At 71.7% G+C, this 25,410-nt stretch carries 17 protein-coding genes, 1 tRNA gene and 1 pseudogene; 8 read left to right on the top strand and 11 right to left on the bottom strand.

What is annotated here, in order from left to right:
• The first annotated feature begins 44 nt into the window (after positions 1–44).
• Positions 45–130, top strand: a tRNA-Ser gene (locus GIS00_RS15580).
• Positions 131–379: 249 nt separating this feature from the next.
• Here the strand turns inward: GIS00_RS15580 and GIS00_RS15585 are convergent.
• A complete protein-coding gene (locus tag GIS00_RS15585) occupies positions 380–1,294 on the bottom strand; it encodes a LysR family transcriptional regulator (RefSeq protein WP_154769382.1) in 915 nt (304 codons plus the stop codon).
• A gap of 137 nt (positions 1,295–1,431) precedes the next feature.
• Between GIS00_RS15585 and GIS00_RS15590 the strand changes: the two genes are divergently transcribed.
• The 5 genes from GIS00_RS15590 (at position 1,432) to GIS00_RS15610 (ending at position 7,763) form a co-directional block, all read left to right on the top strand.
• The gene (locus GIS00_RS15590) at positions 1,432–2,685 is read left to right on the top strand and encodes an MFS transporter (RefSeq protein ID WP_154769383.1); all 1,254 of its coding nucleotides are present in this window, start codon (positions 1,432–1,434) and stop codon (positions 2,683–2,685) included.
• 242 nt (positions 2,686–2,927) lie between these two features.
• On the top strand, positions 2,928–3,515 hold the full coding sequence (locus GIS00_RS15595) for a DUF6328 family protein (protein ID WP_230313676.1): 588 nt from the start codon (positions 2,928–2,930) through the stop codon (positions 3,513–3,515).
• Between the two features lie 119 nt (positions 3,516–3,634).
• Positions 3,635–4,675, top strand: coding sequence for an alpha/beta hydrolase (locus GIS00_RS15600; protein ID WP_154769384.1), 1,041 nt, complete (start codon positions 3,635–3,637; stop codon positions 4,673–4,675).
• Positions 4,676–4,838: 163 nt separating this feature from the next.
• Complete coding sequence (locus GIS00_RS27735) at positions 4,839–5,900, top strand: transglycosylase family protein (protein WP_284700284.1); 1,062 nt, start codon at positions 4,839–4,841, stop codon at positions 5,898–5,900.
• 573 nt (positions 5,901–6,473) lie between these two features.
• Complete coding sequence (locus GIS00_RS15610) at positions 6,474–7,763, top strand: glycoside hydrolase family 6 protein (protein WP_196073299.1); 1,290 nt, start codon at positions 6,474–6,476, stop codon at positions 7,761–7,763.
• 59 nt (positions 7,764–7,822) lie between these two features.
• Here the strand turns inward: GIS00_RS15610 and GIS00_RS15615 are convergent, their stop codons facing one another.
• From GIS00_RS15615 to GIS00_RS15645, 7 genes and pseudogenes are all read right to left on the bottom strand, one after another.
• The gene (locus GIS00_RS15615) at positions 7,823–8,344 is read right to left on the bottom strand and encodes a hypothetical protein (protein ID WP_154769385.1); all 522 of its coding nucleotides are present in this window, start codon (positions 8,342–8,344) and stop codon (positions 7,823–7,825) included.
• Between the two features lie 321 nt (positions 8,345–8,665).
• Complete coding sequence (locus tag GIS00_RS26960; protein ID WP_196073300.1) at positions 8,666–9,976, bottom strand: glycosyltransferase family 4 protein; 1,311 nt, start codon at positions 9,974–9,976, stop codon at positions 8,666–8,668.
• Entirely contained in the window at positions 9,958–11,289 is a 1,332-nt protein-coding gene (locus tag GIS00_RS15625) for a lipopolysaccharide biosynthesis protein (RefSeq protein WP_154769386.1), read from the bottom strand. The genes GIS00_RS26960 and GIS00_RS15625 overlap by 19 nt, the downstream gene beginning before the upstream one ends.
• Positions 11,286–12,203: a hypothetical protein gene (locus GIS00_RS15630; protein WP_154769387.1), complete on the bottom strand. Its 918-nt coding sequence runs from the start codon at positions 12,201–12,203 to the stop codon at positions 11,286–11,288. Before GIS00_RS15630 ends, GIS00_RS15625 begins: the two co-directional genes overlap by 4 nt.
• Positions 12,203–14,263, bottom strand: a complete 2,061-nt coding sequence (locus GIS00_RS15635) for a hypothetical protein (RefSeq protein ID WP_154769388.1) — start codon at positions 14,261–14,263, stop codon at positions 12,203–12,205. The genes GIS00_RS15630 and GIS00_RS15635 overlap by 1 nt, the downstream gene beginning before the upstream one ends.
• Positions 14,260–15,501 carry a glycosyltransferase gene (locus GIS00_RS15640; RefSeq protein WP_322098003.1) on the bottom strand — a complete coding sequence of 414 codons (1,242 nt, stop codon included), beginning with the start codon at positions 15,499–15,501 and terminating at the stop codon, positions 14,260–14,262. The genes GIS00_RS15635 and GIS00_RS15640 overlap by 4 nt, the downstream gene beginning before the upstream one ends.
• A gap of 270 nt (positions 15,502–15,771) precedes the next feature.
• Positions 15,772–16,488 (bottom strand): annotated as a pseudogene (locus GIS00_RS15645) (glycosyltransferase family 2 protein); the annotation flags it as partial.
• Between the two features lie 529 nt (positions 16,489–17,017).
• On the opposite strand from GIS00_RS15645, the gene GIS00_RS15650 reads away from it, so the two are divergent.
• Together GIS00_RS15650 and GIS00_RS15655 are read left to right on the top strand one after the other, a co-directional pair.
• The gene (locus tag GIS00_RS15650; protein WP_322098004.1) at positions 17,018–17,950 is read left to right on the top strand and encodes an SGNH/GDSL hydrolase family protein; all 933 of its coding nucleotides are present in this window, start codon (positions 17,018–17,020) and stop codon (positions 17,948–17,950) included.
• Positions 17,947–20,436 (top strand): glycosyltransferase, encoded by a 2,490-nt coding sequence (locus GIS00_RS15655; RefSeq protein WP_196073302.1) that lies wholly within the window; start codon positions 17,947–17,949, stop codon positions 20,434–20,436. Before GIS00_RS15650 ends, GIS00_RS15655 begins: the two co-directional genes overlap by 4 nt.
• A gap of 146 nt (positions 20,437–20,582) precedes the next feature.
• Here GIS00_RS15655 and GIS00_RS15660 read toward each other — a convergent pair whose 3' ends face one another.
• From GIS00_RS15660 to GIS00_RS15670, 3 genes are all read right to left on the bottom strand, one after another.
• Positions 20,583–22,244: an ABC-F family ATP-binding cassette domain-containing protein gene (locus GIS00_RS15660; RefSeq protein ID WP_322098005.1), complete on the bottom strand. Its 1,662-nt coding sequence runs from the start codon at positions 22,242–22,244 to the stop codon at positions 20,583–20,585.
• Positions 22,245–22,450: 206 nt separating this feature from the next.
• Positions 22,451–22,978: a cupin domain-containing protein gene (locus GIS00_RS15665; RefSeq protein WP_196073303.1), complete on the bottom strand. Its 528-nt coding sequence runs from the start codon at positions 22,976–22,978 to the stop codon at positions 22,451–22,453.
• Between the two features lie 28 nt (positions 22,979–23,006).
• Positions 23,007–25,334 (bottom strand): M28 family peptidase, encoded by a 2,328-nt coding sequence (locus GIS00_RS15670; protein WP_154769394.1) that lies wholly within the window; start codon positions 25,332–25,334, stop codon positions 23,007–23,009.
• Positions 25,335–25,410 lie beyond the last annotated feature (76 nt).

Genomic DNA, 25,410 nt, shown 5'->3' on the forward strand with positions numbered 1-25,410 from the left:
TTCACGGTCCGGATCACCCCCCGGCACCCGCTAGACTCCTCGGCGGAGGATTCGCCTAGTGGCCTATGGCGCACGCTTGGAATGCGTGTTGGGTTAACCGCCCTCAGGGGTTCAAATCCCCTATCCTCCGCCGCGAACGGCCCCCGACGCACTGCGTCGGGGGCCGTTCCGTTTCCGGCGACCATCCCTCCTTTGCCCGGGCGCACTCCATCTGCCCGAGCGCTCTCCAGTGGCCGAACGTCCGCCGTGTGCCCGAGCGCTCCCTTGTCGGGACCGATCCTGTCCGTCGTCCGACCCCGCTGTGCAGGCCGGACCGCGGCGGTCGACGCTGCCGCGGCACCCGCCGCACCGGATGGCACCTGATCAGGAACCGGCCGGCTCAGCTCCTGACGAAGTCGCCGATCAGCTCGAGCAGCGCAGTGACCGCAGCCCCGGGTGCGCGGTCGGCCGGCACCGCGACGGACAGCGGCCAGTCCAGCTCCGCGCCGGTCACCCGGATCGTTCGGACACCCGCATCCACGCCCGACCCTGGCTGCGTGAACCGGGGCAACACGAACCGGGGCAGCAGGGCGATGCCCAGGCCGTGCCGGACGTACTCGACACCCGTGGCGATGTCAGGGATCTCGATCGTCACCCGGCGCCGGAGCCCGGCGGTGGCGAAGGCCCGGTCGACCACGGCCCGGTTGCCGTAGCCGATCGGGGAGTCGATGAAGTCGGCGTCGTCGAGGTCGGCCAGCGTCACGGTGTCGCGGTCCGCGAGCCGGTGCTCCGCCGGCACCGCCAGGTCGATGGGCGCCGAGGCGAGATCGACGACGGTGATGCCGGCCGGTGCCGGCCCGGGCAGCGACACGACGGTGACATCCAGCCGGTGGGCGATCAGTGCGTCCACCAGCCCCTGCGACCCGGTGGGGGCGGCGCTCGTCCGGAGCACCACGCCGGGGTGTCGGCGGTGGTACTCCCCCAGCGCCGCCGGTAGGTCGAGCAGCCCACTCACCGAGGTCAGGGTGCCGACCCGGAGTGTGCCGCGGAGCCCGCCACGCACCTGCGCCACCGCGTCCCTGGCGTCCCTGGCTGCGGCGAGGGTGAGTCGGGCCTGCGGCAGGAGCGCCTCGCCGGCGTCGGTCAACCGGACCCGGCGCGACCCGCGGTCGAGCAACTCGGCACCGAGCTCCCGTTCCAGCCCTTTCACGGCCGCGGACACCGCCGACTGCACGATGTGCAGTCGCTCCCCGGCGCGGGTGAAGTTCCGCTCCTCGGCCACCGCGACGAAGTACTTGAGATGCCGGAGCTCCATCGGTGCATGCTAGGCCTGACGATCGCGATTCGCGATGACTACGAGCATGAACAGTCGTTGGACTTGATGCATCCATGTTCGGACACTGGGATCGGCCGCCGGGAGGCGCCACCCGACCGAGCACCCGGAGTTGTCTCATGACCGCCACGTTCACCGCCAGGCCCGCCGCGTCCCCGGCGGCGCCGCCCTCGCCGGCCCGCCACGGCGCCGGCTTCTGGCTGATCGCCTTCGCGTTCCTCACGGCGATGGCGTTCTCCACCGTCCCGGCCCCGCTCTACACCCTCTACCAGGCGCGGGACGGCTTCTCGACCTTCATGGTGACGGTCGTCTTCGGCGTCTACGCGATCGGTGTGCTGGTCAGCCTGCTGCTCGCCGGTCACGTCTCCGACACCTTCGGCCGTCGCCGGATCCTGGTCGCCGCACTGCTGCTCGAACTGGTCGCGGCAGCACTGTTCCTGTCCGACCCGACGCTGCCGGTGCTGCTGGCCGCACGGCTGATCACCGGCCTCGGTGTCGGGATGATCTCGGCCACCGCGACCGCGCACCTCGCGGAACTGCATGCGGCCCATCGCCCGGGCGCCTCGCGGCAGCGGTTCGAGCTGGTCTCGACCGCCGCCAACATCGGCGGCCTCGGGGTCGGGCCACTGGTTGCCGGTGCGCTCGCCCAGTACGTCGACGGCCCGTTGCGCACCCCGTACGTCGTGTTCGCCGTGCTGCTGGTGCTCGCGATCGTCGCCGTGCTCCTCGCCCCGGAGACCGTGCCGGCCGACCGGGAACGGGCTCCCTACCGCCCGCAGCGGGTCGACCTCGGTACCGGCGGCGCCCGGTCACGGATGATCGCCGCCGGAGTGGCCGGCGCCGCCGCCTTCGCGGTGTTCGGTCTGTTCACCTCGGTCGCACCGGGTTTCGTGGGTGGCACACTGCACCACAGCTCCCGCTTCCTGGCCGGCGGCCTGGTGTTCGCGGTGTTCGGGGCGGCGGCGATCGCGCAGAGCCTGACCGGATCGCTGACACTGCCCCGCCGCACCGCTCTGGGGCTGTGGGCGATCGCCGTCGGCATCCCGACCGTGCTGGCCGGTACGTACGCGGCGGACCTGACGCTCTTCCTGGTCGGCGGTGTGATCGCCGGTGCCGGTGCGGGCACGCTGTTCAAGGCAGCCATCGGGATGGTCATCGCGACCGCCGTGCCCGAGAAGCGCGGCAGCGCACTGGCTGCGGTCTTCGTCATCGCCTACGCCGGGCTGAGTCTGGCCGCCCTCGGCATCGGCGTCGCCTCGCTCGTCGTCTCCTCCGTCGCTGCCATGACGGTCTTCGCGGTGGTGCTGCTGGCGGTCCTGGGAGTGGTCGCGGTCCTGCTGCGCAGCTCGCACCGGCAGCCGGTCGACGCCTGACCGCACCGCCCCCTGCCGCGATGATCAACTTCGTCGGCGCGTACGAAGTCGTCGACTCCTGTCCCACCCGTCCCATTTCCGCCCCGAACTCACGTGTCGACGAAGTTGATCATCGCGACGGGTGGGGGTCGGGGGGTACGGGTTCCGGGCGCGACGGGGTGCACGCGGGCGGGGGCTGACCGGGAGACACCGGCCGGAGCGGCGGGGCGGGGCCGGAGCGGCGGTGCGCAGAGAATGGCGGGATGGCGGAGACATCTGGCAGCGGCGGGACCCACGGAGGCCCGACCGACGGCACACCGGATCGTGCGTCCACCACCCCGCCGCCGGCCGCCACCCCGGTGCCGAAGGACGGCGAGAGCTACGTCCGGGACGAGACGGATGCCCAGCGACTGGACCGGAACTACGGCGAGCTGCTGCAGGAGTTCCGGGTGGCACAGGCCGGCGTGCAGATCCTGTTCGCCTTCCTGCTGACACTGCCGTTCCAGAACCGGTTCTCGCAGCTGGACGAGGGTCATCAGGCCTGGTATCTGGGTACCCTGCTGGCCGCGGCCACCGCGGTGGTGCTGTTCGTCGCGCCGGTGGCCGCGCACCGGGTGCTGTTCCGCCGGCGCCGCAAGGACGACCTGGTGGTCTTCGCCGGGCGGCTCGCGGTACTGGGACTGATCGCCCTCGGCGTCACGATCATCGCCGGGGTCGGGCTGGTCGTCGATCTGGTCGGCGGTCGCCTCGCCTCCGTGCTGTCGATGACGGCCGGCGTCCTGATGATCCTCGGCATCTGGTGGGCACTGCCGGCCCGCTGGCGTGGCAGGTCCGGCGCCTCGCTGCGCTGACCTGCACGAGAGGGACCGACCCGCGCCCGGACCCCGGCTTCGGACACCGCCGCCGCTCCTGACGGGAAACGAGCAGGGCCGCCGACCTCCGCCGCGGACTCTGCTCCTAGTCTCGGCTCGTGCAATCGGCGGACGTACAGGTCGGCGACGCGGTCCCGGACATGCTGGGCGAGCCCTACCGCGCCCGCACCCTCCGGCTCCCGGGCGGCCCTGGGAACGGCCCGGGCGATCCGGCCGTGGCCACCCTGGTGCACCGGGCCGCGGACGGACCGGCCGTGCCCGGAGGGCGGGCGGTGCTGTACGTGCACGGCTTCGCGGACTACTTCTTCCAGACCGAACTGGCCGAGTTCCACACCGGCCGCGGCGAGGCCTTCTACGCGCTGGACCTGCGTCGGTACGGCCGCTCGCTGCGGGACGGTCAGATCCCCTACGACATGTCCGACGTGGCCGAGTACGTCCCTGAACTGGAGGCCGCCCTCGCGGTGATCGCCGCCGACGGGCACGGTCCGGTCACCCTGGTCGCCCACTCCACCGGCGGCCTGATCACCGCGGTCTGGCTGGCATCCCGCCCGTCACCGGAGCCGATCGACACCGTGGTGCTCAACTCGCCGTTTCTCGCCCTCCCCGCGTCGGCAGCGGTGCGGACGGTGATGGGGCCGGTCATCGACCTGGTCGGACCGCGCCGACCGCAGCAGGTGCTGCCGCTGCCCGATCACGGACTGTACGGACGCAGCCTGCACACCAGCGCGAACGGGGAATGGGACTTCCATCTTCCGTGGAAACCGTTGCACGGTGTGCCGGTCCGGATGGGCTGGCTGGCCGCCGTCCGGAGGGCCCAGCACCGCGTCCGGCAGGGTCTCGGACTGCCCGTCCCGGTGCTGCTGATGTGCTCGTCGCGGGCGCTGAGGGTCAAGGAATGGTCGACGGTTGTGAGCACCGGAGATGTGGTCCTGGATGCGGATGCGATTGCCGATCTTTCACCACGACTCGGACCGAACGTCACCTGTTTACGCATCCGTGATGCGATCCATGACGTTCTTCTGTCATCTCCGCAGGTCAGAGCCTCTGCTTATGAATTGATGGGACTGTGGCTCGACGGCTGGGCGGCGCCTGTCCGCGCCCTGGGTGCAGGTTCCGACACGCCGTCCGATTCGTCCTGAACGGCTGCGAATGATCTTGATCGGATGAGTTGCGCCGATCACGAATTATCGAGTTTCTATCTCGAAACGGTAACGTCCTCGCCCGGTGTGCCGAATACACCGACGGTCGTCGTTCCTGACGGCCGTACCCCCGTTGGGGGACGAACCGAAAGCAGGACAACGCATGATTCGTCGGAAGACGACCGGGACCACCGGCCGCCACCGCGCAGTCTCCCGTTTCCGCAGGTCCCAGGCCGTTGCCACGGTCGGCCTCGCCGCTGTGGGCCTGGTGTTCGCCATCGGACCGGCCTCCGCCGATCCGACCGCCGCCGACTGGGCCGCGATCCGCCAGTGCGAGTCGGGCGGGAACTACTCGATCAACACCGGCAACGGCTACTACGGCGCGTACCAGTTCGACCTCAGCACCTGGCGGAGCGTCGGCGGCAGCGGCTACCCGCACGAGGCCAGCCCGGCCGTGCAGGACGAGATGGCGCTGCGGCTGTGGCGCAGCCGCGGCTGGAGCCCGTGGGCCTGCGCGAGCATGGTCTCGCTCAGTGACGGCACCGCCCCGCCGCTCGAGGTCGCGTCCGCACCCGAGCCGGAGCCGGCCCCGTACGCGGTCATCCCGAAGCCGACCGCCTCCGACTGGGTCAACGAGGTCTACGAAGGCCTGCTCGACCGCAGCGGCGGCGCCACCGGCGCGTCCTACCGGGATCAGCTCGCGGTCGGCCACAACGCCATCCAGCTGGTCACCGCCGACGTGTCCACCAGCATCCAGCGGCGCCAGCAGTACGTGATCGACGCCTACCGCGACTGCGTCGGTCGTGCACCGTCCACCGAGTGGCTGGCCGCCCGCACCGCGGCGCTGGCCACCGGCACCGTCTACCACCTGTACGAGTCGGTCTGCAGTTCGGCCGAGTCCTATTGGGTGGCCGGCGGCAGCATGCCGCAGTGGATCCTGCGCACCTACAACATGCTGAGCGGCCGGACCCCGTCCTCGGCCGAGGTGAACCGCCTCGCCGCCGCTGCGCAGGCCAACGGCCGCGCCTGGGCCGTCCGGCACATGCTGCAGTTCTCCGGTTGGAAGGAGCGGCAGGTCGACGCGATCTACCGGGACATGCTCGGCCGTCCGGCCACCATGAGCGGCAAGGTCGCCTACCGCGACTCGATGCTCGGCCGCGGCCAGTTCCGGGTGCCGACGATCCTGTCCACCACCCCGGACTTCAAGTACGTCGCCGCCAAGTGACGCCCTGATCCGATCGGGCGGGTCCGCACGGACCACCTGATCGACACCGGCGAAGGCCCGGACCCGCACCCGCGGGTCCGGGCCTTCGTCGTACCCGGGCTCCATCGCACCCGGACTTCATCGCGGCCATCGCAGGACCACGGGCCTTCGCCGCAGCTCGCACGCCGCACCCCGCAGGCACCCCGTCACGCCCGTGCCCGCCTGGGCACGGGCGCTCGTGCCCGGCGCTCGTCGCTGCCCGGCGCGCGGTCGGCTCAGCGGTGAGCACCGTCACCCGTTCTCCCGGGGGTGCGCGGGTGCGGCAGGACGCGGAACGGTCACCGACCGCACACGGCGACCGCCGGCCGGCTCCCTGATCGGGCGACGGCACGGTGTCACCGTTGCTCCTACCGCTCCGCCGGCGGTGCCGCCGTCACCCTGCGCAGCGCACGTCACGCACTATGTCCGGCTCCTCCCCCGATGCGGGAGATCACCTCCCTGCCCCTTCTCACGCAGCGCAACCAATGCGAGACTCTTGGTGACCAAACGTCACCGTTCTTGCTCCGAGAGCCCGCTTCGTCAGGACCGCGCCACATGTCGACCCTCCGCACACTGCTCTGCTCGCTGGGCGTGGTCGCAGTGGTCGTCACCGGGCAGGCCGTCCTGCACGACGCGGGCGGAGACACCGCCTCGGCCGCGGTACCGGCCGCCGGTGCGGGCCCCGTCCCGATCACCATCTCGCTGGGCAGCGCGACCTCCCGCAAGTTGTCGGATCCGATCCCATCGGTGTCGATCAGCCTGCCGGGCACCAGCACCCCGTCGACGACCGCAGCACCGACGACGACGACACCGGTCAGCACCGCAGCGCCGACCACGCCCCGGTCCACCACAGCACCGTCCACCACAGCACCGTCCACCACAGCACCGTCCACCACAGCACCGTCCACCACAGCACCGTCCACCACAGCACCGTCCACCACAGCACCCTCCACGACGACGTCGGCGCTGCCGGCCGACGGCAATCCCTTCGCCGGGCGGACGTTGTTCGCCGACCCGCACTCCACCGCTGCCCAGGCCGGCGCCGCCGGTTCGCCGGCCGGTGCGAAGCTCGCGGCGATCCCCCAGGCGAAGTGGTTCGTGGACAGTGACACCTCGGCCTCGGTCGACCTCTACATGGACCAGGCGGCCGCCGCCGGGCGCTACCCGGTGGCCGTGCTCTACGCCGTTCCGGGCCGGGATTGCGGCAGCTACTCGGCCGGCGGCCGTTCCTCCGGCGACAGCTACCTGGACTGGGTGCGCGAGGTCCGCGCCGGCATCGCCGACCGCCCGGTGGCCGTCGTCGTCGAGCCGGACGCGCTGACCAACGGTGGCTGCGGCGGGGACACCGCCGCGACGGAGGAGCGACTGGACCTGCTGGGCGAGGCCGTCGGCATCCTGGCCGCCGACCCGACCACCGCCGTCTACATCGACGCCGGGCACCAGGAGTGGCTGCCGCCCGCAGAGGCCGCCCGGCGACTGACGGAGGCGAATGTCGCCCAGGCGCGCGGTTTCTCGCTCAACGTGTCGAACTTCTACCGGACGGCGGACGAGATCGCCTACGGCGAGAAGGTCTCGACGTTGCTGGGCGGCAAGCACTACGTGCTCGACACCTCGCGCAACGGATCAGGCCCGGCGCCGGCCGAGCCGGAGAACTGGTGCAACCCGGCCGGCCGGACCCTCGGGACGCAACCGACCGCCGACACCGCGGGCGCCCACGCCGACGCCTACCTCTGGATCAAGCACCCCGGTGAGTCGGACGGCACCTGCAAGTCAGGGCCCTACTCCGGCTACTGGTACGACAGCTGGGCGACCGACATCGTCTCCCGCAGCTGGGGTCTCGACTGATCAGCCGGTCGGCCCGCGCCTTAGCGGACCGACCGGCGGACAACAGCGGGCGTTCCCCGTCAGAGCCGGAAGATGCCCACCAGGTCGACGGTGAAGTGCCCGGAGGCACCAGCCGCGCGGACGTTGAAGAACCGGCCCTTGAACTCGTTCCGGTTCGTCGGGACGATCGAGAACCCGGACTGGGATTCGCCCGTCGTGAAGTTGATGACGGTGTTGGACTCGGTGGTCGCTTGCGGCCAGAACCGCAGGAACCCGTTCCCGGACGGACTGATCATCGTCACCGTCACCGCGACCGCGACCACCACGTTGTTGTTGAACGGGGTGAAGACGTCGAAACAGTTGTCCAGGGCGTCGACCTGGCGGGCCGCGCCCGCGATCAGCGCCGGCGGGTTCGACGTGCGCGTGTCGAAGATCCGACAGACGGGCGTGATCGCCTGGTAGACCGAGGTTCCCGACAAGGATTGGGTGCCAGGGGCCTGTTGCTCCGCGGCAGTGACGGTGGCCGGATCCGGCGCGGCGACGGCCAGGGACCCGCCGAGGAACAAGCCGATCGCGACCAGTGGTGCGAGGAAACGACGCATGGGGTTCTCCTCCGTGAAGGTAAAGCTGCTTTCACATGGACATGCCGGAATCGTCGCAGCCGTGTCAACGGAGATGCGGTGGACGGACGCCTCGACCGTCACCGGAGTCGCTCGCTGTTCCGGGCAACCAGGTGACAGTGCACATTCGGGTGCGGCCGCCTGGTGGCCCGGCGAGCGGGGGCCTACGGCCTGTGGGGCAACGGCGTGGTCGGAAGACAGCGCGCCGCCGAGACGTCGGCCGTACGGGTGGAGTTTCGCGAAACGGGCGCCCGGATCGTTGCGGACCCGCTCCCACGTGTGCAGCGCGGGCCGCCCGGCCGATCAGGTGGCGCTGGTGGCGCCCGTCGCGGACAGGCTGGTCACACCGTCACGAGAGGCGCGACCCTCCAGCGCCTCCCGGTAGGCGGCCTCGAGCTCGGGCAGCACCGCCGCGGCGGTGAAGCGAGCGGCCCGGGCCGGTCCGGCGGCGCCGAGCCGGGCGCGCCGCTCCGGGTCGTCCAGCAGCGCGTCGAGCGCGGCTGCGAGGGCAGCAGCGTCGCCGGGCGGTACGAGCACCCCGCAGTCCGGGCCGACGACGTCCGGTAGCCCTCCGACATCGCCTGCCACCACCGGAGTTCCGGCGGCCAGGGCCTCGACCGCGACCAGGCCGAGCGGCTCGGCCCAGCGCGACGCCGCGACCACGACCTCCGCGGCACGGTGGGCCGCCATGATCTGCTCGTGCGGCACACCCTCGTGCACCGAAACCGGGCGGTCCGGCGTGCCGGAGAGATCGGGGGTGTCCGGCCGGCGCGGTCCGATCAGCACCAGTGGCAGCGCATGTCGCATCGCCCGGTGCGCCTCGAGCAGGGTGCCGATCCCCTTGTGCTCACCGAGCTGGCCGACTGCCAGCAGGAACGGCCCGGGCGGCAGGAAGTCCGGACGGGGCAACGTCTCCGGCGCGTTGGGCGCCACCGACGCCGCCACCTCGTCCGGCACGAAGCTCGGCAGGACGCGCACCCGGGACGGGTCGACGTCGTGCAGTGTCCCGGCCACCGCGGACGAGATCGGCAGGTACAGATCGATCCTCGACAACCGACGCGTCGCCAGTCCCAGCGTCAACGCGGTCCCCTTCGCCGCACCGTACGCGCCCTTCGCGCACGGCAGGCAACGGCGCAGCGACGGCCCGGCGCACAGCTCGTCGAGCCGACCGCCGCGCATCATGGTCTTGCGGGCGCAGGTGGTGCCGTAGTCGTGCAGGGTGTGCGCGACGATCATCCCCGGTCGCCGGCGCAGGCCCAGCACACTCGCGACGATCCACCCGTGAGCGTGCACCACATCGGGACGCACGGTGTCGACGAGGGTCTCGAGCGCGCGGACCAACTGCGGGTCGGCGATCGTCGGGTGGAACTGGTGGTCCGGATCGGCGGAGAACCGGCGCAGGAAGCGGGTGAGCCCCTCGACCCGGTGCACCAGCACCCCGCCGTCGACCTCGACATCGGGCAGCCCGGGACGACCCAGGGTGGCGACGTGGACGGAGTGCCCGGACTCGGCCTGGCCACGGGCCATGGCCTGCACCGCTCGCTCCAGCCCACCGGTCGCCGGCGGATAGTTGTCGGTGACGTGCAGGATCCGCATCAGGCCGCCCTCATCCATCGGGACCGTGTCGCCAGCGCCCACACCGCGCCGAGGGTCTGCGCCCCGAGCCAGCTCCAGCCGACCGCGGCGATGCCGAGCACCGGCAGCAGCACGACCGACCCGATCAGGCAGCCGATCATCATGAAGGCGTTCAGCCGGATGGCCGCGCCGAACCGGCCGACCGCGCGCAGCACCGCGACCGCGATGTTGGTGACGGCGTCCGGCAGCGCCGAGATCGTCAGCAGCACCAGCAGTGTCCAGCCGGCGTCGGGATAGTCCGCGCCGAACATCGACAGCAGCAACCGGCCGCCCAGCAGGTAGACGAGCACCGGGCCGGCGAGCAGCAGGGCGATGATCCGCGAACTGCGCCGCACGGCGCCCGGGATCCCCGCCGGGTCGGCGGCGGCCGCGGCGAACAGCGAGGTCGACACCGCCGGGCTGACGATCGAGAAGAGCGAGCCCAGCATCCATGTCACGTAGAAGTAGGCGTTGGCGGTGGCGTCCAGCCGGGCCACCACCAGCACCGGCAGCAGGTAGGTGGTGAGCATCGCCGACACGGTGATCAGGTGCTGACCGACCACCGACCGGAACATCAGCCGCAGCTCGGACCGGATCCCGCCGCGGGTCGGCCACAGGTGGTGACCGGTCGCGCGGCCGCCGAACAGCGGCATGCAGACCAGCAGCGACAGTGCCGCCGACGCCGTCCAGGCCAGCAGGATCTCCAGCGGGTGACCCTCGACGGTGATCGGCACCAGCACCAGCGGGATCCGGACCACCGAGGCGATCAGGTTGCGCAGCAACATCATCCCGCCGCGCTCGCGCGAGATGCAGATGTAGTCGAACAGCGACCCGAGGGCCGTGGCGACCGTGCCGGCGACGAACAGCACACCACCGGTGACCGTGGTCAGCGAGGGGATCGCACCGAGCCAGTAGCCGGCCACGCCGACCGCCACCACGCCGCCGACCAGCGCTCCGCCGACGGTCGCCACCAGTCCGGCGGTCACCCGCAGCCGCCAGGCGCGGGCGTCGACCGCGCGCGGCAGCCACTCGATCATCGCGGTGGCGGCGCCGATCGCCGCCAGCAGCGCGGCGGCCATCATCAGGCTGGTCACCGCGGCGCCGTCGCCGCTGACCTGGGTGCCGGAGAACCGGGCCACCAGCAGCCATGTCACGTACCCGAGGCCGGACGTGACCACGGTGGTGGCCATGATCGCCAGGGTGCTGCGGAACATCCGGTCGCCGGTCAGCCGCGCCAGCAGACCCGGCCGGGGTCCCGGCGCCACCGGGTCGGCCCCGAGCTCCGGCCCGGCCACCGTCTCGTCCGCGCTCATACGTTCACCGCCAGCAGCAGCAGGAGCTCCCGGGTGCCCCCGGTGGGATCGGCGACCGACAGCCGGACCCGGTACAGGCCGGCCTCGGTCGGTGCGGCGAACAGCACCTCACCGGACCTGGTGACCTGTGCCCCGGTGGTGTCCGCGGGCACGTCCAGCGGCGCGGTGGTGGCCTGCACCGGCTCCCCACCGACCTCGACCGTGACGGACGGATCCGCGGGCAGGTCGAGGGCGTAGCCGCGCAGGATCCAACCGACCTCCACCTGCGCGCCCGGCGCGGCGGTCAGCTCGCCGGAGGCGTACAGCTGCGGCTGCCCCAGGGTGAACTGGGCGTAGCTCTCGACCCGCTGCACCTCCATGGACCGGGCCACCGCGGTGGCCCCCACCAGGAGCGCGAGCGCGGCGACGACCGCACCGGCGACGAAGAACCCGCGGCGGACGTCGCGGGTCGGGAAGACGGCCACGTCGGCCTCGGACCGGGCGCCGGCCAGCCGGGCCGTCGCGGCCACCAGCAGCGCCAGGTCGAAGACGAGAACACCCCAGGCGATGGAGGTGTCGGTGATCCGGATACCGAACAGGCCCATCAACAGCACCGGCGGCAGCAGGGCGATGACCCCGAACATCACCGTGGCGCAGGCCCGTAGCAACGGATCGGCGGACACAGCGGGCGGTGCGTCGTCGGCCAGGTCCGGGGCCCGGGGTGTCCGCGGGCCGAGAACCAGCACGGTCACGCTGATCCCGGCGACGGCGATCACCGCGGGCAGTGCGAGCGGCAGCCGCAGCTGCCACGGCATCCCAGAGAGCACCAGGACGCCCGCCACCACCAGGAGCGCGAGACCGGCCAGCGCGCGCGGCAGCACCGGCCCCAGGCCGATCCGGGCGCCTCCTTCCGGGGCGGTGAGATGCCGCGCCATCACGAGTCACCCACCACGACCTGGCCCATTCGGGCCAGGTCGAGCCGGTACACCCGCAGGTGCTCGGTGGACATCACCAGGTTCGCCCACGGCACCGCGTTCAGCCGGTTGAGATAGGCGATCGGGGTCGCCTCGCCGGGCAGCGGGTCGGCGGAGCCGAAGTTGTCGCCGTTGTAAGCGGGCTGCTCCGACATCCGGGTGTCGACCACCAGGTAGTCGTAGCGCGAGGTCACCATCATCTCGGCCAGTTCCGGGGTCGGGTCCTGGTCGGTCTGGATCACGTCGGCGGCCGGGAAACCGGTGGACGGGGTGGCCACCCACACGCCGCCGTAGGCGGACAGGGCCAGCCCGGTGTAGCGGTCGGACACCGCACGGACCGGCCCGACCTGGATGTGCAGCTGCTCGGCCACGGTACGGGCCTCCTGGCTGGCCGAGTTGGTGTCGGTGCCCCAGTTGAACGGGCCGGGGAAGCGGTACGGGTCGTTCAGGCCGGCGCCGACGTTGCCGATCATGATGATCACCAGTCCGACGATCGCGACAGCCCAACGGTTGCGCGCGCTGGTGCGGCGGCGCAGGCGCGGCAACGCCTGTCGCACACCGGGCCACACGGTGACCAGGGCGACCAGCAGCGCGACACCGGCGTAGGTGAACGCCCAGGAGCGGCGGGCCCCTTCGGCACCCATCGGCGCGAGGATGAAGGGCAGCGACGGGAAATAGACCATCCCGAAGGCGATCAGTGCCAGGGTGTCGGTGGGCCAGCGCCGGCGCTGGCGGCGGAGCAGCAGCAGCCCGGCCAGGCAGACCAACCCGATCAGCACCGGCGCCAGTCCGGACAGCGCCCGTTCCCAGAGCGGCTGCACGCTGGCCGCCAGCAGTTCCCGGCCGGCCTCCTGGTTGCCGCCCGCCAGTTCGGTGAGCTGGCCGACGGAACTGCCGGCGTACGGGGAGAGGTAGACGATGGTCTGCCAGGCGGCGGTGACCAGCCAGATCACCGCGACCAGCAGGACGCCACCGGTGATGCCGACCCAGACGAACGGGTACGGCGCGCGGTCCGGGATCGCCTGCCGTAGCGCGCCGGGGTGCTGGCGGGTCCGCCGGGCGGAACGGACCCGGCGGCGCAGCCGCAGCCGACGGGCGGTCCGGCCGCGCAGCACCGGCCGCAGCACGACGAAACCCGTGACCAGCAGCAGCAACCCGATCAGCGCGAGCGAGGTCAGGTGATGGGTGAGCACCGTCGCAGCGCCGCAGACGATCGCACCGCCCACCAGCGACCAGCGGGCGATCCTCCGCGGCTGCCGCGCGGCCAGCACACCGAACGCCAGCACCCACAGGAACCACGCGATGGTGACACTCTCGTAGGCGTACTGGGTGTCGAAGTAGAGCACCGAGGGGTTCAGCGAGTAGACCACGGCCGCAACGGCTCCGGCCCGCACCGAGTGCAGCAGCGTCCGCACCAGCACCAGGATCGCGAAGAACGACAGCACGTGCGCCGACAGGATCAGCAGCTCGCCGGAGTCCCAGATCGACAGCCCGGTGATCGCGTCGATCGCCGAGGTCGCGGTCGAGGTGCCCGGGTAGAACTGGATGATCGGGATGATCGCGTTCGGCCGCATCAGCGAGCCGGTGGAGAAGATGTCGACGACCTCGCGCCAGTGCGCGTACTCGTCGTGGTACAGCGGCCCGGCGGGGTTGCGCAGGTACTTGGGCACGGCGGTGAACAGCCCGAGCAACCCGAGCGCCCGGGCCCGGTCGACAGCACGCACCCGGGTGCCGATCAGCAGCAGGATCGTCGGCACGGTGCCGAGCAGCATGCCGACCCAGAAGACCGCGTAGTACAGGCCGGACGGCTCGCCGCTGCCGGAGAGCCGGTAGGACAGACCGACCACCACGGTGCCCAGCGCCGCGGCGACGACCGCCACCACCCAGCGCAGCGCACGCGCCGTGCCGGGTCGGGCGGTCGACGGCGCCAGCGGCGGCGTCGCCGGAACTGCGATGGCCTCGTCCCCGGACAGCGCCTCCGTCCGGTCGTCGGTCACCGCCCCGGCCCCCGTTCGGCTCACGCGGAGGACACCTGGCCGGGGTGCACCGCCGCTGCGAGCCGGGACACCGCGTCCAGTGTGGCGGACCAGCTGTGCGGGTCCTCGAAGCGCTCTCCGCGCCGCTCCGGCAGCGACCGGATGGCCTTGCCCAGGGCGATCACGTCGTCCGGCGGGAGCAACACGGCACCCGGGTAGTCGCGGACGGCCTCGACCAGCCCGCCGACGGCGTAGAGCAGGACGTGCAGGCCGTTGCTCATCGCGATCTGCAGCGGTCCGCTGGCCGAACCCCGCCGGTAGGGCAGCACCACGGCGTCGGCGTCGGCGAAGAACCCGGCCGCCTCGGTGTCGCTGACGTAGCGGTTCACGAACTCGATGCGGTCGCGGTGCGGGCTGTCCCGGATCAGGTCGGCCGGACGGGTGTGACCCTCCCAGGTCTCGCCGACCACGGTCAGCCGGAAACGCGCGGCCTCCTCCGCCGTCAGCGCGTTGAACGCCTCGACCAGGTCCTCCGCGCCCTTGTACGGCCGGATCAGGCCGAAGAACAGCAGCCGGGTCACGCCGTCGGCGCCGTCGGCGTCCTCCGTGACGGCGGCATCGGCCGTGCCGGCGGTCTCGGCACCGAGGTGGTCGTAAGGGCCGTGCGGCGCGATCTCCACCGCGAGATGATCGAGGTGGTCACGGTACTCGTCCTGCAGCATCTCCAGGTCGTGCTGGTTGTGGACCAGGGCGCCGGAGGCGAGCTTCAGCAGGCGCGGCATGAGCAGCGCCCGGTACGGGCCGATCAGCGGGATCCCGGCCTCGCCGGTGTCCTGCAGCTCGTGGAACTCGATGACCACCGGGATGCCCAGCCGCTTCGCGGCGATCGCCAGCGCCAGGTAGGTGTGCAAGGTGGCGGCGGTCCACCACTGCAGGAGCAGCACCTCGGGGCGCTCCCGCCGCAGGTGCGCAACGGCACGAGCGATCGTGCGCCCCCACCACCAGTCCACGGAGGGGCCCTGCTGCACGGTGTCCGGGTACCGCAGCACCGAGAGCTGCTGTCCCACGCGGTGTCCGCCGGGGTAGAACCGGGCGGGCAGCAGCCGGTCGAGGGTGATCACCGACACGTCGTGCTGCTCGGCCAGCGCGGTGGCCAGCCGACAGGTGTACACGGAGAGTCCGCCGAGGAACCGGAAACCCGGCCCCACCAGGCAGATCCGGTGCCGCACCGGGGTCTCACCCGCGCTCTGCACCGCCGCAGGTCCCTCCACCGACACGCTCACCGGTCACTCCCTCTTCGATCGCTGTTCGGCCGCTGTTCACGGACAGCGGCATTTCCCCCGCCCCCTCGCGGTCTCCCCTGTGGGACGCCGTCCACTCGGGGACAGCACGCGGCACCGGCCCCGTTCACACCATCGGGGACCGGCACCGGATCAGACGACCTGGCGGTCCAGGTCCGCGTCCGGCACCACGACCAGGTGCGGCTCCCGGTCCCCGCTCTGCACCGGCAGCGCCGGCACGGCGGGAGCCGGCGCCGTGGCGCTCGGCAGGGCCCGCGGTACGACCACCTCGGGCAGATGCTGCGGCTGCTCGCGGCGCACCCGGGCGAGCACCGCGAGGCACTGCACGCCGTCCCGCCACTCGATCTTCTTGCCCTCGGCGACGCTGCGTCCGTTGTAGCTGACGGGCACCTCGAACGGGCGGACGCCGGCGCGCAGCAGTCGTGCCGTCAGCTCGGTGTCGAGGCCGAATCCGGTCTGCCGGAGCCTGAGTGCACGGAAGTGTGCCACCGGCAGCAATTTCAGACACGTATGCATGTCGGTGAGCATGGAATCGAAAAGAATGTTCGCCGCGAGAGTGGTCGCCCGTCCCCCGACCGCGAATTTGAACGACTGGTAGCGGGTGTTGAGTCCGAAGACCCGCACGCCGAAGACATGATCCGCCACACCATCGAGGACGGGGCGCAGCATCGTCGGGATGTCGGCCGGCGAGTACTCCAGATCGGCGTCCATGATGATCATGTGCGTACCGGTGGCGTGGTCCACACCGGTCCGCACCGCAGCACCCTTGCCCCGGTTCGCCGGGTGATGCACGACACGCAGCCGCGGGTCGTCGATGGCATCCAGGATCGACGCGGTGTCGTCCCGTGACCCGTCGTTGACGGCGACAATCTCGACAGCACAGGGATAGTCGACGTCCAGCACACGGCGCAGCGCGTGCTCGATCGTCCGTGCCTCGTTGTACACGGGCATGACGACGGTCAACTTGATCATCGGCTCAGCTTTCTCGATCGGGTCGGAGTCCGACCCGGGACGGCATGCTGCTGGATCGGCCGCCGGTCTCGACGTCGAGTTCGAAGGGAGGGTTTGCGGCACCTCCGCGTCGACCGGCTGTCATGACTCTATGCCACCGACATGCCATCGCCTGCTTCCGAACGAGTGAAATGGCCCCCACTGAAGCGGTAATATGTGGCATCAGCTGTACGTAACAGACCATTCACCCACCGCTAACCACTAATGGCCTAACCTGCGCAATCGCTGGATTCCGGACGCCCAGGGCGGACAGAATGGCAGGCGGGGACCGGCGCGGGTTCCGCCGCAGGTCTTCGGAACGTGATGAATGATGGTGTCCGGCGCGCCCGCACGGCACGCCCGGACACCGGGGTCCGGCCAGCATCCCGGCCCTCTGACGTGGTCGGATCCCAGGAGGACGACGAAGGACATGTCAGCGACGCCGGGCCACCGCCCCGAGACGTCCCGCCGGCCCGGCGGCCGTCGCCGGTCGTGCATCCGGTCGGCCGTGATCGTGCCGCTCCTGCTGGCACTGTCGCTGGTCACGGCCTGCTCCTCGTCCCCTGACGGCTCCGGTGTGGTGGTCACCACAAGTGCGTCGTCGACGCCGGGCTCGTCCACGACCGGTTCCGGCACGGGTACCTCGGCGGCCACCGCGTACCGGTACATCTCCATCGGCGACTCCTACGCGGCCGGGTACCAGCCGGACGGGTTCCCCACCGACGAGGGCTTCGCGCAGCAGCTGGTCGCCGACCTCGCGGGCAGCGGGAACCCGCTGGAGCTGGAGAACTTCGGCTGTCCGGGCGCCACCAGCGCCGCCGTCGTCGAGGACGTGGGTTGCGAGACGCAGGACAGCGCACCGGGTTCGATCGCACACCCGGACACGACGCAGCTCGCCGCCGCCGAGCAGGCGCTGCGGTCCGCACCCGACTCCGTACGGCTGGTCACGATCATCGTGGGTGGCAACGACATCCGTCCGTGCTTCGACGACGTCGACCCCTTGCCCTGCGCCGAGGACGCGGTGGCGACGGTCAAGAAGAACCTCACCACCATCGTCAGCACCGTGCGCAGCATCGTGCCCTACGCCCAGATCGTCGGTCTGAGCTACCCCGACATCTACCTCGGGCTCACCCTCACCGGGAACGCCGACGACAAGGCGCGGGCCGAGGCGTCGCTGAAGGTGTTCAAGGACCTGCTCAACCCCGTGCTGGACGAGGTGTACACCGCGTCCGGGGCCTTCTTCATCGACGCCACGGCGGACTCCGGCGCCTACGGGTCGATGTCGGAGACCACCGAACTGGCCGGCACGACCCTGCCGCTGCCGGTCGCGACGGTCTGTGCCTACACGCACTTCTGCGAGTCGCAGGATCTGCACCCCAACTCCGCCGGTTACGAGTGGTACGCCAACAAGATCCTGGCCGCGGTCGGCTGGACCAAGTGACCCGGCCGGCGCCGTCGGGTCCGGGTCCGCTCCGGATCACGCTGGTCACACCAGGTTTCCCGCCCGTCCGGGGCGGTGTCGAGGAGCACGTCGGCCGATTGGCCGCCGAGCTGGCCCGGGGCGGCGACGACGTCCGGGTGCTGACCGCCGACCGCAGCGCTCCGACCGGGACGGTCATCGGGGCAGATGGTCTGGAGATCCGGACGGTGAGAGCCGCCGCGACCACGGCGATGTCGATCGCCCCCGGGATGCTGCCCGAGGCGTTCCGGCGGATCCGCCGGGCGGGCGGTCCCGTGCGGCGCGCCTCGGTGCCCGACGACGTGGTGCACGTGCACAGCTACCACGCCAGCAGCGGATTCGCCGCGCTGGCCGGCCGGAAGCGACCACTGGTGCTGACCCCGCACTACCACGGCGGCGGGCACACGGCCGCCGCCCGGGCGCTGCACCTGGTGTACGGACTCGCCGGCCGACTGATGTTCCGATCGGCCGCCGCCGTCATCTGCGTCTCCGACGCCGAGCGGGACCTGCTCGAGGCGGACTTCCCCGCGACCCGCGGCCGCACGGTGGTCATCCCGAACGGCGCCGACACCACGGCGATCCGCGCCGCGGCGCCGTTCCTCGGCGAACCCCCCACCGTGCTGGTGGTGGGCCGACTGGAGCCGTACAAGGGTGTGCACCGGATGGCCGAAGCAATGGTCGCGGTGCCCGGGGCGCAGTTGGTGATCATCGGCAGCGGCAGCAGTGCGGCCGAGTTGCGCTCCCGTGCGGACGCTCTCGGCCTCGGGGAGCGGCTGCGCCTGCTCGGCGGGGTGGACACGGCCGACCTGCACCGCTGGCTGCGCACCGCCTCGGTGTTGGTCTCGCTGTCCGACCACGAGGCCTTCGGCATGGCGCCGCTCGAGGCCGCCGCGGCCGGTGCCCGGGTCGTGCTCTCCGACATCCCGGCGCACCGCGAGATCACCCGGCGTTACCTGGGGGATGCGGCGGTGCTGCTACCGGCGAGGGACTCCGACGACCCGGCCGGTGCCGCCGTGGACACCGATCGGATCGCCGCCGCCGTGAACGCGGCCCTGGACGGTTCCCCCCGTGTGGTGGTGGACGTCCCCGATTGGGTGGACATCGCCCGATCGACGCGTCAGGTGTACCTCGACGTGATCAGATCGACAGTGAACACACCGATCTCGAACCACCGGGGGCATCACATGGGCACCTCCGCCCGCTCGTCGTCACGTTCCGTCAGCTGGATCGACCGCCCGTGGGCCGACCACTGGTCGGCGATCATGGTCACCCCGGTGGTCCTCCCGGACATCGAGGCGGTGCGCGCCATGGTCGAACGGGTCATGGCCGACCTGCCGACCGCCCCGCACCTGAGCGTGCTCGATCCGCAGCGGCAGCGCTGGGTGCCGGTGGCTGCGGCTGCGCGTCGCGATCGGGTGGTCGAGATCGTCCGGCCCATCGGCGATCCCGTCCCCGGCGCCGAGGACGACCTGCTCAACGCGATCGCCGCCGATGTCGACCCGGGCATTCCGATGTGGATCGGCGTCGGTCCGTCCACCGTCGGCTACCTGACCTCGCACGTGGCCGGGGACGCCGCCACCGGCACCGCGATCATCCGCGCGGTCATCGACCTCGACGAGGACCTGCTGCGCCGCACCCTGCTGGGCCGCGCCACCACCGCCACCGTCACCAAGGCGGCGTGGCAGCAGTTCCGGGCGCACGGCCGGGACTGGGTCCGGGCGGCCCGGCACCGCGGTGACACCGGCCCCGCAGCGCCCGATGCCGGCGTTGCGGGCGCCCCGACCGCGACTGCTGACACCGGCGCGCAGATGATCGGCATGCGGCTGTCCAACAAGGACATGATCCGGATCAACAAGTGGCGCAACCGGAATGCCAAGGGCGCCTCGATCACCGCGGTGCTGGCCGTCCTGGTGCGCCGGGCGCTGGTGACCGAGGGCATCCCGGTGCGCGCCGACGGCATGTTCAGCCTGTTCGACCTGCGGCGGTATGCCGCCGAGGGTGCCGCACTCACCGGCAACCTGGGCAAGAGCATCTACCTGCCCTGCGATCTCACCGATCCCACCTCGGTCGACCATGCGCTGCAGGAGACCATCGACAGCGGCCGCCCGGCCGCCGCGACGCTGATCGGCGCCGTGCTGCACCGGATCTCGTCCGTGTTGCGGCGCGGCAGCGGTGAGCACGGGTCCGCCCCGGCAGGTGGATCGATCTCGATGACCTTCAACTCCATGCCCGGCCTTCCCGGCACCTCCGACCTGCCCTGGCTGCCCGGTCGCGAGAAGGTCTACGTCGGCGGTGGTTTCCCGGTCTCGGCGGACGGCATCACCATCTTCGCCCACCGGCTCCGGGAGCACATGGAGATCACCGTCAGCGCTCCCGCGCACCTGGACGCCGCCGCGATCCGCCGGGCCATCACCGCCCTGCCGGAGCTGACCGACACCGACATCGCCACCCCCGCCGCCTCCCTCTGACCCCACCCCCGCTCTCCCTGCCCCCACCCCGGCGCGAGGATCAACTTCGCTTGCGCGTGCGATCCTGCCGCTATCGGTACTGGTGTGACTGCTGTCGCCACTTTCCTACGCGCCGCGGATGATGATCCCCGCGCGGGGAGGGCGGGTCAGTCGGTGGTGACGCGACCGGCGTCGACGGTCCACCGCCGATTGAGCCGCACCGCGTCCAGCATCCGGCGGTCGTGGGTGACCAGCAGCAGGGTGCCGGTGTAGCCCTCCAGCGCCTGTTCGAGCTGCTCGATCGCGGCGAGATCCAGGTGGTTGGTGGGCTCGTCGAGCACCAGCAGGTTCACCCCGCGGGCCTGCAGCAGGGCCAGCGCGGCCCGGGTGCGCTCGCCGGGCGAGAGGCTGCCGGCCGGTCGCAGCACGTGGTCGGCGGTGAGTCCGAACTTCGCCAGCAGAGTGCGCAGCTCCGACGGCGCGGTGTCCGGCAACAGATCCTCGAAGGCGCCGAGCAGGCTGCCCGATCCCTCCAGCAACGACCGGGCCTGGTCGACCTCGCCGATCGCCACCCCGGATCCCAGCGACGCGCTCCCCGACTCCGGCTGCTCACGGCCCAGCAACAGCCGCAGCAGTGTCGTCTTGCCGGCTCCGTTCGCCCCGGTGATGCCGATCCGGTCGCCCTGGTCCACCCCGAGAGTGACCGGCCCGAAACGGAAGTCGCCGCGGTCCAGGGTCGCCCCGTTCAGTGTCGCCACCACCGATCCCGACCGCGGCGCGGCGGCGATCGTGTACTGCAGCTGCCACTCCTTGCGTGGCTCGGCCACCTCCGGCAGCCGCTCGATCATCCGCTCGGTCTGCGCCACCTTCGCCGCCTGCTTCTCGGTGGACTCGACCTTCTTGTTGCGGCCGATCTTGTCGTTGTCCTTCGGCCGGGCCAGGGCCTTCCGCACACCGCCGTCCATCCACGCCCGCTGGGTGCGCGATCGCAGCAGCAGGCCCTGCCGGGTGTCCTCGTACTCCTCGTACGCCTCCCGCGCGTGCCGACGGGCGACATCCCTTTCGGTGAGGTAGGACTCGTAGCCGCCGCCGTAGATCCCCACCTGCTGCTGCGCGAGATCCAGCTCGACCACGGTGGACACGGTGCGGGCCAGGAACTCCCGGTCATGGGAGACCAGCACGATGCCGGGAGCCGAACTGCGACCGGCGGTCTCGGTGACGAACTGCTCGAGCCGGGCCAACCCGGCCAGGTCGAGGTCGTTGGTCGGCTCGTCCAGTAGCAGCACATCGAACCGGGACAGCAGCACCGCTGCGAGACCGACCCGGGCGGCCTGCCCGCCGGACAGCGCGGTCATCGGCCGGTCGGTGCCGACGTCCAGGCCGAGGTCGGCCAGCACCACCTCGGCCCGCTCGGCCAGGTCCGCGGCGCCGATCGCCACGTACCGGTCCAGCGCACGCGAGTACCGGTCGTCGGCGCCGGGATCGTCGGACCCGAGGCCCTCGGCAGCGGCGGTGAACTCGGCCTCCGCAGCGGCGACCCCGGTGCGGCGGGCGAGAAACCCTGCCACGTCCTCGGATCCGGCGTCGCCACCGGCCAGCACCTCCTGCGCCAGGTAGCCCACAGCGGCATCGGGCGGGGACAGGCTGATGGAACCGGCGTCGGGCCGGCGCAGGCCCGCCAGCATCTTCAGCAGCGTCGACTTGCCGGCCCCGTTCACTCCGACCAGCCCGATCACGTCGCCGGGTGCCACGACGAGGTCGAGGTCGGCGAAGAGCGTGCGGGCACCGTGGCCGGCGGACAGTCCCTTGGCGACGAGCGTAGCGGTCACGAGTTCCGATGATCCCACGCCCACCGGCCGCCCGGGCGCACGGCAGGCGCGGCGGCGCTCCGGGCAGATCAGCGGATCGAAGCTGTGGGCCGGCTCAGCGGGCCGGGTCCGGTGGGTCTGTGCAGTGAGTCAGTGCAGGGGTCAGTGCGGTGGGTCACTGCAGTGGGTTAGTGCGGTGGGTCACTGCAGTGGGTTAGTGCGATGGATCAATGCAGTGGATCAGTGCGGTGGGTCAGCTCACGGATCCGCGCGGCCGCGGTCGGGTGCTCCGCGATCAGGCCGTCGGTGTCGGCCATCTCGAAGTCCGACCACTCGAAGCCGGGGCTGACCACGGTGGACACCAGCGACCAGGGGCCGTCCGGCGAGGAGCCCTGCCAGATGCCGGCCGGCACCACCACCATCGGCACCTGCCCGGAGCCGATGTCGGTCCCCAGCACCACTTCCCGGCCGCCGGGAACGTCCAGCAGCAGCATCCGCAGCGGTGCCCCTGCATGGTGGAAGAACAGCTCGTCGCTGGTGCGCATCCGGTGCATCGCGGAGAAGTCCGGCGCCAGCACCATGAACTCGATCGCCGTGCTCGACCCGCCCGTGTAGACCCGGCGGAAGCGGCCGCCCTCGGGATCCAGCGGCTCCAGCCCGAGTGCGGTGGCCAGCGCCTCACCACCGGCGGTCGACAGGTCGACGGACACGGAGAAGTCGGTCGCAGGGACGAGGGGCGGTTCGGCAGCGTTCACGTCAGGCATTCTTCCCCCCGACCACCCGTCAGACGGTGACGGTGGTGGCCACCAGCGCGGTCTCCGAGGTGTGCGAGCCGAGCACCCCGACACCCACGGGCCGTGGGACGAAGCCGGGCAGCGCGGACAACCCGTCGGACCCGTCCATCACCCGCACCTGCGCCGGACCGGGATCCTGCAGGGTCAGTGACAGCAGGATCCCGTCGGCAGGTGGTGCGTGGAACAGCAGGCCGAAGGGTTCGCCGACGTCGGCGACCGGGATGTCCCGCGCGGTGCCCCGCCCGGCCTGGACGGAGGCCGAGACCACCGTGCTGGACGGCAGTTCCACGTAGACCAGTCGCCCGCCACGCACCGAGGTGACCCGTAGCTGCAGCTGCCGGGTGCCGCCCGGACCGGCCGACTCCGCGACGACCTGCACCTCGGGCGGCGTCAGTGCCGCGGGAGTCGCGGGACCGACGGTGGTGTCGTCCGGCAGCAGCGGGAAACGGTCGCCCAGATCCTGGCCAGTGGTGACCATCGCGTCGCTCCAGCCGGTCGGGTCCTCCCCGGGCCGCACCCACCAGGCCTGCGGCGTGCCCGGACCGGCCTCCATCGCGTACATCAGCTCCACCGGCGCGGGATGCCGGGCGTCGAACCGGTCGGTGAGCAGCCCGGTGGTCGTCGCCGCCACGGCGACCACCGCGACGACGCCGACCGGCAACAAGGAGCGCCGCCGCACCGCCGGGCCCCAGTCCTCGGCGAGGATCCCGTCCAGCACCGGCAGCAGGACCAACGCCAGCAGGGTGGCGAAGAGCGCGGCGGCGGCGCCGGTCGCCAGGCCCAGGGCCGGGAAGAACAGCGCGACCGTCGGCGCCAGCACCAGGACGGCGACGGCGCCGCCCAGAGTGACCGGGACCAACGACCAGGGTTCCGGCACGAGCATCGCAATGATGATGGCCAGGGCTCCTGCACCGGCCGGGATCGCGGCGAGGTAGGAACCGCCGGGGGCGAACGCGGCGAGGACCGCACCGAGCACGGCCAGCCAGCCCAGTCCGGCGACGGCGAGCGTGTACGCGCCGAGCCGCCGGCGCAGCAGGACGAACCAGCCGAGGACGAGCAGCAGCACCAGGGCCACCACCGCGATCCGGAACCAGCCGGGCCGCCAGGGGTCGATCATCGTCGACCACCCGGGCCGGATCCATGTCATGAGCAGCCAGAATCCCTGTGCCGCAGCGGGTCCCAGGATCAACGGGATCAGGCCGAGTCCGCCGGCCGCGGCCAGACCGCCCCCGGTGCAGAACCCGCGACGCACCGCCAGCAGCCCGGCCGCCGCCACCAGCAGCACGGCGAGGACGGCCAGCGGCCAGACCCACCAGCCCGGGTAGACGAGCAGGTGGCCGAGGACCGGGAAGTAGGTGGCATCGCCCGACGACGGCTGCGAGAGCGCTCCGATGTCACTGCCGCCCAGCGCGTACGCCAGGGCCAGCGTGTTCGCACCGTGGTGCTGCAGCGACGCTGTCGACAGGTACTCCGGCCGGTCCTCCGGCGCGTGGTAGGTGGCACTGCCGTCGATGTAGGCCGAGTTCAGTCCGGTGAACCGGCCCGAGTCTCGCAGCGGCGAGAAGTCGGTGTCGTTCGGCAGGATCCGGTACACCTCGACGGCGAAGTTGGTGGCCACCGGGTACGGCACCGCGCCCGCGTAGAGGTCGACGAGATCGGCGTTGTCCCTGGTGGTCTCGAACATGATCGCCGGTCCGGAGGATCCGCGGGCCTCGACGTTGAGCACCACGCCGCCGTCGGCGGCCAGCGGGCTCTGGGTCACGAAGGCCTCCGCGCCGCAGAGGCAGGCCTCCTCGGCATCGGTGAACAGCAGGACGATGTCGTTGCGCTGCGGCGGTCCTGCCACCAGCGCCCGCGCGGTCTCCAGCAGCGTGGAGACGCCGGCCCCGTCGTCGTTGGCGCCGTAAGAGACCTGGACCGAGTCGTAGTGCGCCATCAGCACCACCCGCCCGGTCGACGCCGTCCCGGGAATCACCGCCACCACGTTCTGCACCCTGGCCATCGCGAAGCCACCGAGGGCGTCGTCCGCGCCGATCGCGTCCTGCACGACCGGGTCCAGCCCGAGCCCGTCGAGGGTGTTGATGATGTACTGCCGGACCTCGTCGGCCGCCGGCGACCCGGCGACGTGCACCTCCGTGCCGATCCGTTCGACGTGCGCCATGGCCCGGCCGGCACTGAACTCCGCGGCCGGGGCGTCGGCCGGCTCCGCATCGGGCGGCTGCACCGACGCCACCGCCCACCAGGCGAGGGCGCCGAGCAGCAGGATCGCCACCAGAGCGGGTACGGGGGAACGGGTCCCGGACTGCGACGTCGCCATGGGTGCATCCTCTCCCGATCAAGGTCCGGTCGCCGGGTCCGACGCGGCTCCGTCCTGACCCTGCCGGTCGAGGCGT

The organism is Nakamurella alba (genome assembly GCF_009707545.1).
GTDB lineage: Bacteria > Actinomycetota > Actinomycetes > Mycobacteriales > Nakamurellaceae > Nakamurella > Nakamurella alba.

Excerpts from the sequence above, each read along its gene's own strand:
- GIS00_RS15585 (WP_154769382.1), bottom strand. The coding sequence starts at position 1,294 with ATGGAGCTCCGGCATCTCAAGTACTTCGTCGCGGTGGCCGAGGAGCGG.
- GIS00_RS15590 (WP_154769383.1), top strand. The coding sequence starts at position 1,432 with ATGACCGCCACGTTCACCGCCAGGCCCGCCGCGTCCCCGGCGGCGCCG.
- GIS00_RS15595 (WP_230313676.1), top strand. The coding sequence starts at position 2,928 with ATGGCGGAGACATCTGGCAGCGGCGGGACCCACGGAGGCCCGACCGAC.
- GIS00_RS27735 (WP_284700284.1), top strand. The coding sequence starts at position 4,839 with ATGATTCGTCGGAAGACGACCGGGACCACCGGCCGCCACCGCGCAGTC.
- GIS00_RS15610 (WP_196073299.1), top strand. The coding sequence starts at position 6,474 with ATGTCGACCCTCCGCACACTGCTCTGCTCGCTGGGCGTGGTCGCAGTG.
- GIS00_RS15615 (WP_154769385.1), bottom strand. The coding sequence starts at position 8,344 with ATGCGTCGTTTCCTCGCACCACTGGTCGCGATCGGCTTGTTCCTCGGC.
- GIS00_RS26960 (WP_196073300.1), bottom strand. The coding sequence starts at position 9,976 with ATGGATGAGGGCGGCCTGATGCGGATCCTGCACGTCACCGACAACTAT.
- GIS00_RS15625 (WP_154769386.1), bottom strand. The coding sequence starts at position 11,289 with ATGAGCGCGGACGAGACGGTGGCCGGGCCGGAGCTCGGGGCCGACCCG.
- GIS00_RS15630 (WP_154769387.1), bottom strand. The coding sequence starts at position 12,203 with ATGGCGCGGCATCTCACCGCCCCGGAAGGAGGCGCCCGGATCGGCCTG.
- GIS00_RS15670 (WP_154769394.1), bottom strand. The coding sequence starts at position 25,334 with ATGGCGACGTCGCAGTCCGGGACCCGTTCCCCCGTACCCGCTCTGGTG.